The organism is Ensifer adhaerens, from assembly GCF_002940685.1.
GTDB lineage: Bacteria > Pseudomonadota > Alphaproteobacteria > Rhizobiales > Rhizobiaceae > Ensifer > Ensifer adhaerens_E.
In genome coordinates, this window is record NZ_PNFP01000005.1 from 373017 (window position 1) to 386852 (window position 13836).

Here is a 13836-nt window from a genome sequence, read left to right on the forward strand (position 1 = left end):
CATGCGCTTTAAGTTATTGATTTGGCGCATGTCGTTATCGCGAAACCGCTGCGCACTTTTGCGCGACATGCTCTAGGCCTTTTTGGAGACAGTCTCGGCCGTATCGGACGGTCCGCTGCTCCGAACGGATTCGAGCCAGGCGAGGTCTTCGCCGATGGCAACCCGCGCCTTCTCCTCCATCTCGCGGTAGCGCCGGATAAGCTCCTCGCCGAACGGCGTCACCAGGGCTCCACCGCCCTGCTTGCCGCCGCGCTGGGTATCGACCGAAGGTTCGCTGAACATCCGGTTCAAGGCATCGACCAGAAGCCAGGCGCGCCGATAGGACATGTCCATCGCCCGGCCGGCGGCCGAGATCGATCCGGTCTCGCGGATCAATTCGAGCAGCAGGATCTTGCCACGGCCGAGCCGGTCGGCGGGCGGGAAATCGATGCGCAGGACGGGGCGAAGATCGGGGCGGCTCTCACTCATGCCGGCGAGCATAGAAGCTCGGCGCGAAAACCGGAAGTCCGTCCGATGGCGAGACGCGCCCGGTTTCCCGATCAAATTGCGCCGGTCCACGCATTCGATCGATGGCCAGATAGCAGGTCTTGATCTCGCGGCGGCGGCATGCACCGATGACCGCGACACGCCCCTGCCCGAAAGTACCTCTCCATGCCCGGTCCGACGCTCGATCCCATCGCCACAGACACCACCCTGCCCGCCAGGGCCGACGTCGTCATCGTCGGCGGCGGTATCATCGGCGTCAGCGCCGCCCTCTTCCTCGCCGAACGCGGCATCGACGTCGTGCTCTGCGAGAAGGGCATGCCGGGCGCCGAGCAGTCGAGCCGCAACTGGGGCTGGGTGCGGGTCATGGGCCGCGACGAGCGCGAAATCCCGCTGGCGATCGAGGCGCTGAAGATCTGGGATACGCTCGACGCCCGTGTCAGTGGCGAGACCGGCTTTCGCCGAAGCGGCATTCTCTATATCTCCGAGAACGAACGCGACGTCACCAACCGCGATGCCTGGCTTGCCATGGCAAGGCCTTACGGCGTCGATAGCGTACAACTCGGCTCCGACATCACCGAAGCGATGATGCCGGGTGCCGCAATCCGCTACGAAGGCGGGCTCTTCACGCCAAGCGACGGCCGGGCCGAACCGCAAAAGGCCGTGCCCGCGATCGTTGCCGGGGCCCGTCGCGCCGGTGCCCGTATCCTTACCGGTTGCGCCGTGCGCGGCGTCGAAAGGGCCGCCGGCCGGATCTCCGCCGTCGTCACCGAGAGAGGCCGTATCGAGACATCGACGGTCATCGTCGCCGGCGGCGCCTGGTCCAGGCTGTTCCTCAAAGGGCTCGGCATCAGGCTGCCGCAGCTCAAAGTCCGCAACACGGTCTTGAGAACCGGACCGGTCTCCGGCGGTCCGGATGGGGCGGGCGCAACTGCGACCTATGCCTATCGCAAACGCCTCGATGGCGGCTACACGATTGCCGATGGTGCCGCCAACCTGCATGCGATCGTGCCCGACAGCTTCGCCTTCTTCCGCGACTTCCAGCCGGCGCGAAAGGCGGAGGGCGAAGCTGTGCAGATCGGCATCAGTGCCCAGAGCTGGAACGAACTGTTCGAGATCGGCGTCGTGCCGCTCGACCGTCCCGGCGCCTTCGAGCGTCACCGTGTGCTCGATCCCAATCCGGATTCGCGCCGCGCCCTGCAGGCGCTCGACGCCGCGGCAAACGCCCTCCCGTTCCTGCGCGAAACCAAGGTACAGCAGATCTGGGCCGGCCTGATCGACGTGACGCCCGACGCCGTTCCGGTGATTTCAGCGGCAGAAGACGTCCCCGGCCTTACCATCGCAACGGGCTTTTCCGGCCACGGTTTCGGCATCGGGCCGGGCGCCGGTCATCTTGTCGCCGATCTCGTGACCGGCGCGAAGCCGATCGTCGACCCGACCCCGTTCCGCCTCTCCCGCTTCCTCGACGGCACGCCGATCACCATCGCGCCGCCAGTCTGAGCGCCGCGGCTGTGCACCGGTCGCGAAAGAAAATTACAAGCCGCGACCGGCAAGACCATGCGCGACACAACGCGTGAGCGCACTCCCGGCAGGATTCTATCTTTCTTCGCTCGAACCCGCCTCGGCGCGCTGAAAGACCTTCATAAGCCCCGGAACTCATGGCAGTCTGAGAGCATTCCCGTCGGGAGAGCGGGGCTTTGGAGGAGTGTGCGTAGACCTTGGCAGAGGAGCCTTGTGGGTCTTATCGCACGCCTTGGCATAGTTCGGTCCTGGTTCTCCCGCTTCACGATTTGGTGCACTGTGCACTCCGGAGGAGGCCGGAAACCGCATGAGCGATCTCGATCGACTTAGCCTGCATGTCCCCGAACCCGCCGTTCGGCCCGGCGGCCAGCCGGATTTCTCCAACGTCAAGATTCCGAAGGCCGGCTCCGTGCCGCGGCCGGACGTGGACGTCGCGCCGGAAGAGATGCGCGATCTCGCCTATTCCATCATCCGGGTCTTGAACCGCGACGGCGAGGCGGTCGGCCCCTGGGCCGGGCTGCTCTCGGATGACGAACTGCTCTCAGGCCTCCGGCACATGATGCTGCTGCGCGCCTTCGATGCGCGCATGGTCATGGCCCAGCGCCAGGGCAAGACCTCCTTCTACATGCAGCATCTCGGCGAAGAAGCCGTCAGCTGCGCCTTCCGCAAGGCGCTGGTGAAGGGCGACATGAACTTCCCGACCTATCGCCAGGCGGGCCTGCTCATCGCCGACGGTTATCCGATGGTCGAGATGATGAACCAGATCTTCTCGAACGAGAGCGACCCGCTGCGCGGCCGGCAACTGCCGATCATGTATTCCTCCAAGGAGCATGGCTTCTTCACCATCTCCGGCAACCTCGCGACCCAATATGTGCAGGCGGTCGGCTGGGCAATGGCGTCGGCCATCAAGCGCGACACCAAGATCGCCGCCGCCTGGATCGGTGACGGCTCGACGGCGGAATCGGATTTCCACTCGGCGCTCGTCTTTGCCTCCACCTACAAGGCGCCAGTCATTCTCAACATCGTCAACAATCAGTGGGCGATCTCCACCTTCCAGGGCATTGCCCGCGGCGGCTCCGGCACCTTTGCCGCCCGCGGCCTCGGCTTCGGCATTCCGGCGCTGCGCGTCGACGGCAACGACTATCTCGCCGTCTACGCCGTCGCCAAATGGGCGGCCGAGCGCGCGCGCCGCAATCTTGGCCCGACGCTGATCGAATACGTCACCTACCGCGTCGGCGCTCACTCGACGTCCGATGACCCGAGCGCCTACCGCCCGAAGACGGAATCCGAGGCCTGGCCGCTCGGCGATCCGGTCCTTCGGTTGAAGAAGCACCTCATCCTGCGCGGCGCCTGGTCGGAAGAGCGCCACGCCCAGGCGGAAGCCGAGATCGTGGACGAGGTGATCCAGGCCCAGAAACAGGCCGAAGGACACGGCACGCTGCATGCCGGCGGCAAGCCCTCGGTGCGCGATATCTTCGAGGGCGTCTATGCCGAGATGCCGCCGCACATTCGCCGCCAGCGGCAGAAGGCAGGATACTGATATGGCCAGAATGACAATGATCGAAGCCGTGCGCAGCGCCATGGACGTGTCCATGGAGCGCGACGACAATGTCGTCGTCTTCGGCGAGGACGTCGGCTATTTCGGCGGCGTCTTCCGCTGTACGCAGGGACTGCAGGCGAAGTACGGCAAGACCCGCTGTTTCGACGCGCCGATCAGCGAGAGCGGCATCGTCGGCACCGCGATCGGCATGGCCGCCTACGGGCTGAAGCCCTGCGTCGAGATTCAGTTCGCCGACTACATGTACCCGGCCTACGACCAGATCACCCAGGAAGCCGCCCGCATCCGCTACCGCTCCAACGGCGACTTCACCTGCCCGATCGTCCTGCGCATGCCGACCGGCGGCGGCATCTTCGGCGGCCAGACGCACAGCCAGAGCCCGGAAGCGCTGTTCACCCATGTCTGCGGCCTGAAAGTGGTCGTGCCCTCCAACCCCTATGACGCCAAGGGCCTCTTGATCGCCTCGATCGAGGATCCGGATCCGGTGATGTTCCTGGAGCCGAAGCGGCTCTACAACGGCCCCTTCGACGGCCACCATGACCGGCCCGTCATCCCCTGGTCGAAACACGATCTCGGCGAGGTGCCGGAAGGCCATTACACCGTCCCGATCGGCAAGGCGGAAGTCCGCCGGCAGGGTTCCGCCGTCACCGTCGTTGCCTATGGCACCATGGTGCATGTGGCGCTGGCAGCGGCCGAGGAAACCGGCATCGACGCCGAGGTCATCGACCTGCGCAGTCTGCTGCCGCTGGACCTCGACACGATCGTCAAGTCGGTCGAAAAGACCGGCCGCTGTGTCGTCGTGCATGAAGCGACGCTGACGTCGGGCTTCGGCGGCGAAGTGGCGTCTCTCGTGCAGGAGCACTGCTTCTACCATCTCGAAGCGCCCGTCGTGCGCGTCGCCGGCTGGGACACGCCCTACCCGCACGCCCAGGAATGGGACTATTTCCCCGGCCCCGCGCGCGTCAGACGCGCGCTCGTCGAAGTGATGGAGGCCTGAGATGGGCGAATTCGTAATCAAGATGCCCGATGTCGGCGAAGGCGTGGCCGAGGCCGAACTCGTCGAATGGCACGTGAAGCCCGGTGACCCCGTGCGCGAGGACATGGTGCTCGCCGCCGTGATGACCGACAAGGCGACCGTCGAAATCCCCTCGCCCGTCACCGGCACCGTGCTCTGGCTCGGCGCTGAAGTAGGTGACACCGTTGCGGTGAAGGCGCCATTGGTGCGCATCGAAATCGCTGGCGAAAGCGGAGCGGCCGCTCCCGCGGAAGAAAAGCCGGCTGCCAAGGCGGAAGAAAAGCCCGCAGTGAAGGCTGAGGCGCCCGCGCCGGTCGCCAAGGCGACCCAGCCCGCGAAGGTCGAGGTGAAGGCACCGGCCACGAACGGCGCCCACGCCAACGGCGTGCACCAGCTGGGCGAACGCCTGAAAAAGGCGCTGGCCTCACCGGCCGTGCGCCTGCGCGCCAAGGAAAGCGGCGTCGATCTGCGCCAGGTGACCGGCACCGGCCCGGCCGGCCGCATCACCCATGACGACCTCGACCAGTTCATCGCCCGCGGCGCCCAGCCGGCGCTGGCGCCGGCAGGTCTGCAGCGCAAGACCGCCGTCGACGAGATCAAGGTGACCGGCCTTCGCCGCCGCATCGCCGAAAAGATGTCGCTTTCGACCTCGCGCATTCCCCACATCACCTATGTGGAAGAGGTCGACATGACCGCGCTCGAGGACCTGCGGACGACCATGAACCGCGACCGCAAGCCCGATCAACCGAAGCTGACCATCCTGCCTTATCTGATGCGCGCGCTGGTGCGCACCATTGCCGATCAGCCTGCCGTCAATGCCACGTTCGACGACGGCGCCGGCATCATCAGCCGCCATCACGCCGTCCATATCGGCATTGCGACGCAGACGCCGGCCGGTCTTACAGTTCCAGTCGTGCGCCATGCCGAAGCGCGCGGCATCTGGGATTGCGCCAACGAGCTCAATCGCCTGGCGGAAGCTGCCCGCACCGGCACCGCCACCCGCGACGAGCTCACGGGCTCAACGATCACGATTTCGTCGCTCGGCGCCCTCGGTGGCATCGTCTCCACGCCTGTTATCAACCATCCGGAGGTGGCGATCATCGGCGTCAACAAGCTGGCCTTCCGACCGGTCTGGGACGGCACGCAGTTCGTGCCGCGCAAGATCATGAACCTGTCGTCGAGCTTCGATCACCGCGTCATCGACGGCTGGGATGCGGCCGTATTCGTGCAGCGGCTGAAGACCCTGCTCGAAACGCCGGCGCTTATTTTCGTGGAGGCGTGAGGCGATCATGAAGGAAATTTCCTGCAAGCTGCTCGTCATCGGCGCAGGCCCCGGCGGCTACATCTGCGCCATCCGCGCCGGCCAGCTCGGCATCGACACCGTCATCGTCGAAAAAGCCAAGGCCGGCGGCACCTGCCTCAATGTCGGCTGCATACCTTCGAAGGCGCTGATCCATGCGGCGGAGGAGTTCCACAAGCTGCGTGCTGCCGCTTCCGGCCGCAGCCCGCTCGGCCTGTCGCTCGCCAACCCGACTGTTGATCTCGCCCGCACGATTGCCTGGAAGGACGGTATCGTCGGCCGGCTGAACGGCGGCGTCACCGGCCTTTTGAAGAAGGCCGGCGTCAAGGCGGTGATCGGAACCGCCCGTTTCGTCGACGGCAAGACCGTCGACGTCGAGACCGAAACCGGGCTGCAGCGCATCCGCGCCGAAGCGATCGTTATTGCGACCGGCTCGGCGCCGGTCGAACTGCCGGACCTGCCCTTCGGCGGGTCGATCATTTCCTCGACCGAGGCCCTGTCGCTGAAAAGCGTGCCGAAGAGCCTCGCCGTCATCGGCGGCGGTTACATCGGTCTCGAACTCGGCACCGCTTTCGCCAAGCTCGGCAGCCACGTGACCGTACTCGAAGCTCAGCCCCGCATTCTGCCGCTCTATGATGCCGACCTGACGAAACCGATCGGCAAGCGCCTCGGCGAACTCGGCATCGAGGTCTTCACCCGGACGGTCGCCAAGAGCTACTCCGCCGAAACCGGCAGCCTGCAAGCCGAACACAACGGCCGCGCCATCGATGTCGCCGCCGAAAAGGTGCTTGTCACCGTCGGCCGCAAGCCGGTGACCGAAGGCTTTGGCCTCGAAGAAATCGACCTCGACCGCACCGGCCGCTTCATCCGCATCGACGACCAGTGCCGCACCTCGATGCGCGGCATCTACGCGATCGGCGACGTCACCGGCGAGCCGATGCTGGCGCACCGCGCGATGGCGCAAGGCGAGATGGTGGCGGAGATCGTCGCCGGCCACAAGCGCAACTGGGACAAGCGCTGCATTCCGGCCGTCTGCTTCACCGACCCGGAAATCGTCACCGCGGGCTTGTCGCCCGACGAGGCGCGCGCAAGCGGCATCGAGATCAAGATCGGCCAGTTCCCCTTTCAGGCGAACGGCCGAGCCATGACGACGCTTGCCGAAGACGGTTTTGTTCGTATCGTTGCGCGCGCCGACAACCACCTGGTGCTCGGCATCCAGGCGGTCGGCCATGGCGTCTCGGAACTTTCGGCGAGCTTCGGCCTGGCGATCGAAATGGGCGCGCGGCTCGAAGATATCGCCGGTACGATCCATGCGCACCCGACGCAATCGGAAGCCTTCCAGGAGTCCGCGCTGAAGGCGCTGGGGCACGCGCTGCATATCTGACGCCGCGCGGCGGTTGGGGCAAAAGTGCCCCTCATCCGGCCTGCCGACCACCTTCTCCCCGCCACACGGGGAGAAGGACACATGCGGGGCACCCGCTCGCGCCAACCATTGCCGTTTGCCGTAGGAGAGAAAGACATGAGCAGAATTGACCCGATCGTCATCGTTTCGGCGGCACGTACACCGATGGGCGCCTTTCAGGGCAGCCTCAAGGATCTGACGGCGCCGGAACTCGGCGCCATCGCATTGAAGGCCGTACTCGATCGCGCCGGCCTTGACGCCGTCGATGAGGTGCTGATGGGCAATGTGCTGCCGGCTGGCATCGGCCAGAACCCGGCGCGCCAGGCGGCCCTTGGCGCAGGGCTTGGCAAGGAAACGCCGTCGACGACCATCTCCAAGGTCTGCGGCTCCGGCATGAAGGCGCTGATGCTTGGCCACGACGCGCTGCTTTCGGGCAGTGCGTCTGTGCTTGCCGTCGGTGGCATGGAGTCGATGACCAACGCACCCTATCTGCTGCCGAAGGCGCGCGGCGGCTTCCGCCTGGGACATGGCGAGGTCAAGGACCACATGTTCTTCGACGGCCTTGAAGACGCCTATTCCGGCCGGCTGATGGGCACCTATGCCGAGGATACGGCCGAGCACTATCAGTTCTCGCGCACCGATCAGGACGCCTTCGCTTTGCGCTCGCTGGAGCGCGCAACCCGCGCGGCCGAAGATGGTTCCTTTGCCGAGGAAGTCGTGGCAGTCGCCGGCGCCGGCAAGCGCCAGACCGCCAACCTTGAGCGCGACGAACAGCCGACCAAATCGGATCCGGCAAAGATCCCGAAGCTCAAACCCGCCTTCCGCGATGGCGGCAGCGTGACGGCGGCCAACTCCTCGTCGATATCGGACGGGGCTGCGGCGCTGATCCTGATGCGGGCGAGCGAGGCGGAAAAGCGCGGCCTGACGCCGCTGGCGATCGTCGCGGGCCATGCCGGCCATGCGCAGGAGCCGGCCTGGTTCACGACAGCGCCGATCGGCGCAATCGACAAGCTGCTGGCCAAGCTTGCCTGGGACAAGGGCAGCGTCGGGCTCTACGAGATCAACGAGGCCTTCGCCGTCGTGGCGATGGCGGCAATCCGCGACCTCGGCCTGACCGACGACATCGTCAACATCAATGGTGGCGCCTGCGCGCTCGGCCACCCGATCGGCGCCTCCGGCGCCCGCATCATCGTGACGCTCCTGCATGCCATGCGCGCCAAGAACGTCAAGCGCGGCATTGCCTCGCTCTGCATCGGCGGCGGCGAGGCGACGGCGGTCGGGCTGGAGCTGTTGCAGTAGCGTCGTGCGTTCCGGTCGCCTCGCGGTCCAACCTACGAAAAACGCCGCCGGTCGAACCGGCGGCGTTTCTCGTTTTCAGCATGCGATTTGCCTGGCGCCTCAACCCATGCGCTCGGAGGCATAGGAACCCGGGCTCGGCGGGAAGACGACGACGCGGTTGCCGTTGATGAAGCAGCGGTTGTGGATATGGGCGTGCACGGCGCGCGCCAGCACCTGGCTTTCGACGTCGCGGCCGATCGAGACATAGTCTTCCGCGCTCTGGGCGTGCGTGATGCGGGCGATGTCCTGCTCGATGATCGGACCTTCGTCGAGGTCGGCGGTGACGTAGTGCGCGGTCGCGCCGATCAGCTTCACGCCGCGCTCATAGGCCTGCTTGTAGGGGTTGGCGCCCTTGAACGACGGCAGGAAGGAGTGGTGGATGTTGATGATGCGGCCCGACATCTTCTTGCAGAGCGCATCCGACAGAACCTGCATGTAGCGGGCAAGCACGATCAGCTCGGCACCGGTCTGATCAACGAGTTCGAGTAGCTGCGCCTCCGCCTTCGGCTTGTTCTCCTTCGTCACCTTGATGCAGTGGAAGGGGATGTCGTGGTTGACCACCACCTTCTGGTAATCGAAGTGGTTGGAGACGACGCCGACGATGTCGATCGGCAGCGCGCCGATCTTCCAGCGATAGAGCAGGTCGTTGAGGCAATGGCCGAAACGCGACACCATCAAGAGCACCTTCATGCGCTCTTCGCTGTCGCGGATTTCTGCGTTCATGTCGAAGCGCTTCACCACCGCTTCGAAGCCCGCCTTCAGCTCGTCGAGTTTAGCGCCTTCCTGGCTGATGAAGGTGAGCCGCATGAAAAACAGGCCGGTTTCGAGGTCGTCGAACTGCGAACTGTCTGAAATGTAACAGCCCTTTTCGGCGAGATAGCCGGTGATCGCGGCAACGATGCCACGGGTGGTCTTGCAGCTGACGTTCAGCACATAGCTTTTCATCGGTAGGTCTCTCGCTCCAGAGGTTTTTCCGGCCCCCCTTATACGGCCAGTCCTACAAAAACTAGCGCGGCCTTTGTCCCCCCGTCGATCCATTCGCGACATTCGCTTGACGGAACCGGCCAGCGGAGTGGCTCAGCAAAGCAGCTGCGATTCTGGAGACACCTGGAGAGAGGTTCGAGCACAAAGCCCGGGGCGGCGCTAGCGCGGCGTGCGATCCGGGTGCGCGCGGGCAAACGCCTCGATCTCGGCGCAGTTCTGGTCGATCGCCACAAGCCGAGGGCAGGCCGAAAGATCGACGTCCCAGCGGCGGGCGTTGTAGACCTGCGGCACCAGGCAGAAATCCGCCATCGTCGGGCTGTCGCCATGGCAGAAGCGTCCGGTGGCGGGATGATCGAGCAGCCGTTCGAAGGCTAAGAGCCCCTCGCCGATAAACTTGCGCATCCAGTTGCGCCGCGCCGCCTCGCCGTCCTCGGCACTCGCCATGACATAGGAGACGACGCCGAGATTGCAGGTCGGGTGGATGTCCATGGCGATCGCATAGGAGAGCATGCGCACCCGTTGGCGCCCAATGGCGTCATCCGGCAGGAAACCGGAAGCCGCCCGGGTCTCGGCGAGATATTCGACGATGGCGAGCGATTGCGTGAAGCGCTCGCCATCGATGTCGAGAACAGGCACAAGCCCTTGCGGGTTGCGGGCAAGATGCTCCGGCTGCCTGTGCGCCTTGGCGAGCAGGTCGACCGGCACCGAACGATAACTCTCGCCGAGGCTGTTGAGCGCAATGCGTACCCGATAGCTCGCCGACGAACGCCAGTAGTCGTAAAGGACGGTCTCGCTCATGCCCTTGCCCGTTCTGCCTTCAGGCCCTGTCGTAGGCTTCGACGGTCTGCTCGATCGCGCCGAAGATGGAGTGACCGGTCTTGTCCTTCATCTCGATGCGCACGACATCGCCGACCCTGAGGAAATGTGTCTTCGGCGCGCCGCCGACGATCGTCTCGATCATCCGGAGTTCCGCGATGCAGGAATAGCCGGCGCCGCCCTCGGCGACCGGCTTGCCCGGTCCGCCGTCGAGCTTGTTGGAGACGGTGCCGGAGCCGATGATGGTGCCGGCGGAAAGCGGCCGGGTCTTGGCCGCATGCGCCACCAGTTGCGCGAAGTCGAAGGTCATGTCGATGCCGGCATTGGCGCGGCCGAAGGGCTTGCCGTTGAGGTCGACGTGGAGCGGCAGGTGCAGCTTGCCGCCGTCCCAGGCATCGCCCAGTTCATCCGGCGAGACGGCAACCGGCGAGAAGGCCGACGAGGGCTTCGACTGGAAGAAGCCAAAACCCTTGGCAAGCTCGGCCGGGATCAATCCACGAAGCGACACGTCGTTGACGAGCATGACGAGCTGGATCGCCGCGCGTGCTTCTTCGATCGTCGCGCCCATCGGCACGTCGTCGACGACGACGGCAACCTCGCCCTCCATGTCGACGCCAAAGCTTTCGTCGGCCAGCGGGATAGGATCGCGCGGCGCGATGAAGCTGTCGGAGCCGCCCTGGTACATCAGCGGATCGGTCCAGAAGCTCGAGGGCATCTCGGCATTGCGGGCCTTGCGCACCAGCTCGACGTGATTGACGTAGGCCGAACCATCGGCCCATTGGTAAGCGCGCGGCAACGGCGACAGGGCGTCGTGCTCGTGGAAACGGATCGTCGGCTGCGAGCCGGTCTCGATCCCCTCGGCGACGCGCGCGAGACGCGGGCCTGCGTGCGCCCAGTCGTCGAGCGCTGCCTGCAGCGTGCGAGCGATGTGCCCGACCTCGGAGCAGCGGGTGAGATCACGGGAGACGACCACGAGCTTTCCGTCGCGCGTACTGTCCTTGAGTGTCGCCAGTTTCATGCAGTCCTCCCTCTCAATCTTTTCATTGTTTCACGCGGTTTCGGAGGAAACCGCGCCTAGACGGACGAATCGTCCGCTATCTTCACAACAAGGCCGTCGGCGGCGATCGTCAAGGCGCCCGTCCAGCTTTTCCGGGTCGCCGCAATCCAATGCTCTTCCGATATCTCGTGGTCGTCGGCCGGTATCAGGTGATGCAGCACCAGCCGCCCGACGCCGGCAGCTGCAGCGATCGCCCCCGCCTGTTCGGCGAATGTGTGGCTTGCCAGCAGGTGCTCCTTCAGCCGCGCGCCATTGCCGGTGCGCGCCACCAGCCGGTCGACCCCTTCGGCAAGCATCGCCTCGTGCACGAGAATGTCCGCGCCCCTGGCGAAATCGGCAAGCGGCGGAAAGTAGGCGGTATCGGCGGAAAAGACCACCGAGCCCTCGGCATGGTCGAAGCGCAGCGCAAAACAGTCGGTGACCGGCGGGTGGTCGACGCGCAAGGCCGAAAGCGTCAGGCCGTTCTGCGAGAAGATTTCGCCCTCGGAGTATTCGACGACCTCGACCAGCGCGCGCAGGTCCGGCCTGCCCTCGTCGACGATACGAATGTCGATGTCGAAAGCCATCGACTGCAGGAAGCCCCGCCAATAGGCGTGGGTGCCGGCGGGACCGAAGACGCGCACGGGATGCGCAAGCCCTGCGGTCCAGGCCGTGTGGATGAGCGGCCCCAGCTCCAGCACGTGGTCCGAATGCAGGTGGGTGATGACGATGAGATCGAGGGCCTTCAACGGCAGGCCGGCGTCGGTCACCCCACGGGTAACGCCGAGGCCGCAGTCGATAACGATCGAACGGCCGCCGATTTCAAGCAGTGACGACGTCGGCCACGGGCCGCCCGGCCGGATCGCCGGACCACCCTTGCTGCCGAGCAAAACCAGGCGTGAACTCAAGACCAATCGCCTTCCGGCGTCCCGTTGAACCGCTTCTTGAGATCGCTCCAGCAGTCGATGTAGTTGTCCTGCAACGTCTCCAGTTCGGCGGCGTAGCGGGTCAGCTGCTGCGGGAAGCGGGTCTCGAACATGAAGGCCATGGTATGGTCGAGCTTCACCGGTTTCAACTCACTGTTTGTCGCCTTGTCATAGCCCGATGCATCGGGGCCATGCGCCAGCATCATGTTGTGCAGGCTCATGCCGCCGGGCACGAAACCCTCTTCCTTGGCGTCGTAGCGGCCGTAGATCAGCCCCATGAACTCGCTCATGATGTTGCGGTGGTACCAGGGCGGCCGGAAGGTATGTTCGGCCACCATCCAGCGCGGCGGGAAGATGACGAAATCGATGTTTGCCGTGCCCTCCTCGCCCGAGGGGGCCGTCAGCACCGTGAAGATCGACGGATCCGGATGGTCAAAGAGGATGGCGCCGACAGGCGAGTAGGTTTTCAGGTCGTACTTGTAGGGCGCGTAATTGCCGTGCCAGGCAACCACGTCGAGCGGCGAATGGCCGATCTCGGTGACGTGGAAGCCGCCGCACCACTTCACATGCACGCGGCAGGGCGTCTCCTTCTCCTCGAAGGCGGCGACGGGCGTCTTGAAATCGCGCGGATTGGCAAGGCAGTTTGCGCCGATCGGACCGCGGTCCGGCAGCGTGAACTTGGCACCGTAGTTCTCGCAGATATAACCGCGCCAGACCTTCTCCTCGCCGAGCCGCGTCACCTTGAACATGGTGCCGCGCGGCACGATGCAGATTTCCGAAGGCGCCACATCCATCTTGCCAAGCTCGGTGAACACCTGGATGGCGCCCATCTCCGGAACGATGAGCAGTTCGCCGTCGGCGTTGAAGAAGTAGTCATCCACCATGTCGGCATTGAAGGCATAGGCGTGCGCGGCCATGCCTGAATGCGTCGGCGCATCACCCGCCGTCGTCATCGTGCGGATGCCCTGAAGAAAGTTCAGCTTTTCCGTCGGCGCCGGCAGCGGGTTCCAGCGCAGCTGGCCAAGCGCCAGCGAATGCTCGGCGACATGCGGCGCCGTCTTCCAGTGCGGATAGTCTATTGTGCCGAAGCGGCCGGTGTGACGGACGCTCGGGCGGATGCGGTAGAGCCAGGAGCGCTCGTTGGTGCCGCGCGGCGCGGTGAAGGGCGAGCCTGAAAGCTGCTCGGCATAGAGGCCGTAGGCGCATTTCTGCGGGCTGTTCTGGCCCTGCGGCAGGGCGCCAGGCAGGCTCTCGGTCTCGAAATCATTGCCGAAGCCGGGCATGTAACCCAGCGCTTCGCCTGCCTTTACCGGCACCTCGGCCTGCTTTTCTGCCTTGTCCAGCATCGTCGATCCTCCTCCTCATGGCGCCCGCTTCGGCTTTTCGAAGCGACCTCTGGAAAGGTCCGGCGCAATCCCAAATACCGCGGCAACGCGCTTTTCCCAGATGGACGAAAG

Annotated in this window: 11 protein-coding genes and 2 pseudogenes; 7 read left to right on the forward strand and 6 right to left on the reverse strand. The window is 65.1% G+C overall.

Translation table 11 applies throughout. The features are described 5' to 3' along the window. Window positions 1–72 precede the first annotated feature (72 nt). Complete coding sequence (locus C1A35_RS12800) at window positions 73–468, reverse strand: winged helix-turn-helix domain-containing protein (protein ID WP_104664731.1); 396 nt, start codon at window positions 466–468, stop codon at window positions 73–75. A 183-nt stretch (window positions 469–651) separates the two neighbouring features. On the opposite strand from C1A35_RS12800, the gene C1A35_RS12805 reads away from it, so the two are divergent. From C1A35_RS12805 to C1A35_RS12830, 7 genes and pseudogenes are all read left to right on the forward strand, one after another. Then, entirely contained in the window at window positions 652–1983 is a 1332-nt protein-coding gene (locus tag C1A35_RS12805) for an NAD(P)/FAD-dependent oxidoreductase (RefSeq protein WP_104664674.1), read from the forward strand. A gap of 328 nt (window positions 1984–2311) precedes the next feature. Continuing rightward, the gene (locus C1A35_RS12810; RefSeq protein ID WP_104664675.1) at window positions 2312–3544 is read left to right on the forward strand and encodes a 3-methyl-2-oxobutanoate dehydrogenase (2-methylpropanoyl-transferring) subunit alpha; all 1233 of its coding nucleotides are present in this window, start codon (window positions 2312–2314) and stop codon (window positions 3542–3544) included. A gap of 1 nt (window position 3545) precedes the next feature. Further along, on the forward strand, window positions 3546–4559 hold the full coding sequence (locus C1A35_RS12815; RefSeq protein WP_104664676.1) for an alpha-ketoacid dehydrogenase subunit beta: 1014 nt from the start codon (window positions 3546–3548) through the stop codon (window positions 4557–4559). Window position 4560: 1 nt separating this feature from the next. Next, window positions 4561–4831: pseudogene (locus tag C1A35_RS37335) on the forward strand (biotin/lipoyl-containing protein); the annotation flags it as partial. Window positions 4832–4989: 158 nt separating this feature from the next. Next, a pseudogene (locus tag C1A35_RS12820) lies at window positions 4990–5859 on the forward strand (dihydrolipoamide acetyltransferase family protein); the annotation flags it as partial. 7 nt (window positions 5860–5866) lie between these two features. Next, the gene (lpdA, locus tag C1A35_RS12825; protein ID WP_104664678.1) at window positions 5867–7261 is read left to right on the forward strand and encodes a dihydrolipoyl dehydrogenase; all 1395 of its coding nucleotides are present in this window, start codon (window positions 5867–5869) and stop codon (window positions 7259–7261) included. A gap of 135 nt (window positions 7262–7396) precedes the next feature. Continuing rightward, entirely contained in the window at window positions 7397–8578 is a 1182-nt protein-coding gene (locus tag C1A35_RS12830) for an acetyl-CoA C-acyltransferase (RefSeq protein WP_104664679.1), read from the forward strand. 99 nt (window positions 8579–8677) lie between these two features. Here the strand turns inward: C1A35_RS12830 and purU are convergent, their stop codons facing one another. From purU to hmgA, 5 genes are all read right to left on the reverse strand, one after another. Next, the gene (purU, locus tag C1A35_RS12835; RefSeq protein ID WP_065776187.1) at window positions 8678–9562 is read right to left on the reverse strand and encodes a formyltetrahydrofolate deformylase; all 885 of its coding nucleotides are present in this window, start codon (window positions 9560–9562) and stop codon (window positions 8678–8680) included. Between the two features lie 198 nt (window positions 9563–9760). Continuing rightward, on the reverse strand, window positions 9761–10399 hold the full coding sequence (maiA, locus tag C1A35_RS12840) for a maleylacetoacetate isomerase (protein WP_104664680.1): 639 nt from the start codon (window positions 10397–10399) through the stop codon (window positions 9761–9763). A 19-nt stretch (window positions 10400–10418) separates the two neighbouring features. Next, window positions 10419–11435 (reverse strand): fumarylacetoacetate hydrolase family protein, encoded by a 1017-nt coding sequence (locus tag C1A35_RS12845; protein WP_104664681.1) that lies wholly within the window; start codon window positions 11433–11435, stop codon window positions 10419–10421. Between the two features lie 56 nt (window positions 11436–11491). Next, on the reverse strand, window positions 11492–12361 hold the full coding sequence (locus C1A35_RS12850; RefSeq protein ID WP_104664682.1) for an MBL fold metallo-hydrolase: 870 nt from the start codon (window positions 12359–12361) through the stop codon (window positions 11492–11494). After that, window positions 12358–13725 (reverse strand): homogentisate 1,2-dioxygenase, encoded by a 1368-nt coding sequence (gene hmgA / locus C1A35_RS12855; RefSeq protein WP_104664683.1) that lies wholly within the window; start codon window positions 13723–13725, stop codon window positions 12358–12360. Before hmgA ends, C1A35_RS12850 begins: the two co-directional genes overlap by 4 nt. Window positions 13726–13836: the final 111 nt, after the last annotated feature.

Excerpts from the sequence above, each read along its gene's own strand:
- C1A35_RS12805 (WP_104664674.1), top strand. The coding sequence starts at position 652 with ATGCCCGGTCCGACGCTCGATCCCATCGCCACAGACACCACCCTGCCC.
- C1A35_RS12845 (WP_104664681.1), bottom strand. The coding sequence starts at position 11,435 with ATGAAACTGGCGACACTCAAGGACAGTACGCGCGACGGAAAGCTCGTG.
- C1A35_RS12810 (WP_104664675.1), top strand. The coding sequence starts at position 2,312 with ATGAGCGATCTCGATCGACTTAGCCTGCATGTCCCCGAACCCGCCGTT.
- purU (WP_065776187.1), bottom strand. The coding sequence starts at position 9,562 with ATGAAAAGCTATGTGCTGAACGTCAGCTGCAAGACCACCCGTGGCATC.
- C1A35_RS12830 (WP_104664679.1), top strand. The coding sequence starts at position 7,397 with ATGAGCAGAATTGACCCGATCGTCATCGTTTCGGCGGCACGTACACCG.
- lpdA (WP_104664678.1), top strand. The coding sequence starts at position 5,867 with ATGAAGGAAATTTCCTGCAAGCTGCTCGTCATCGGCGCAGGCCCCGGC.
- C1A35_RS12800 (WP_104664731.1), bottom strand. The coding sequence starts at position 468 with ATGAGTGAGAGCCGCCCCGATCTTCGCCCCGTCCTGCGCATCGATTTC.
- C1A35_RS12815 (WP_104664676.1), top strand. The coding sequence starts at position 3,546 with ATGGCCAGAATGACAATGATCGAAGCCGTGCGCAGCGCCATGGACGTG.
- maiA (WP_104664680.1), bottom strand. The coding sequence starts at position 10,399 with ATGAGCGAGACCGTCCTTTACGACTACTGGCGTTCGTCGGCGAGCTAT.
- hmgA (WP_104664683.1), bottom strand. The coding sequence starts at position 13,725 with ATGCTGGACAAGGCAGAAAAGCAGGCCGAGGTGCCGGTAAAGGCAGGC.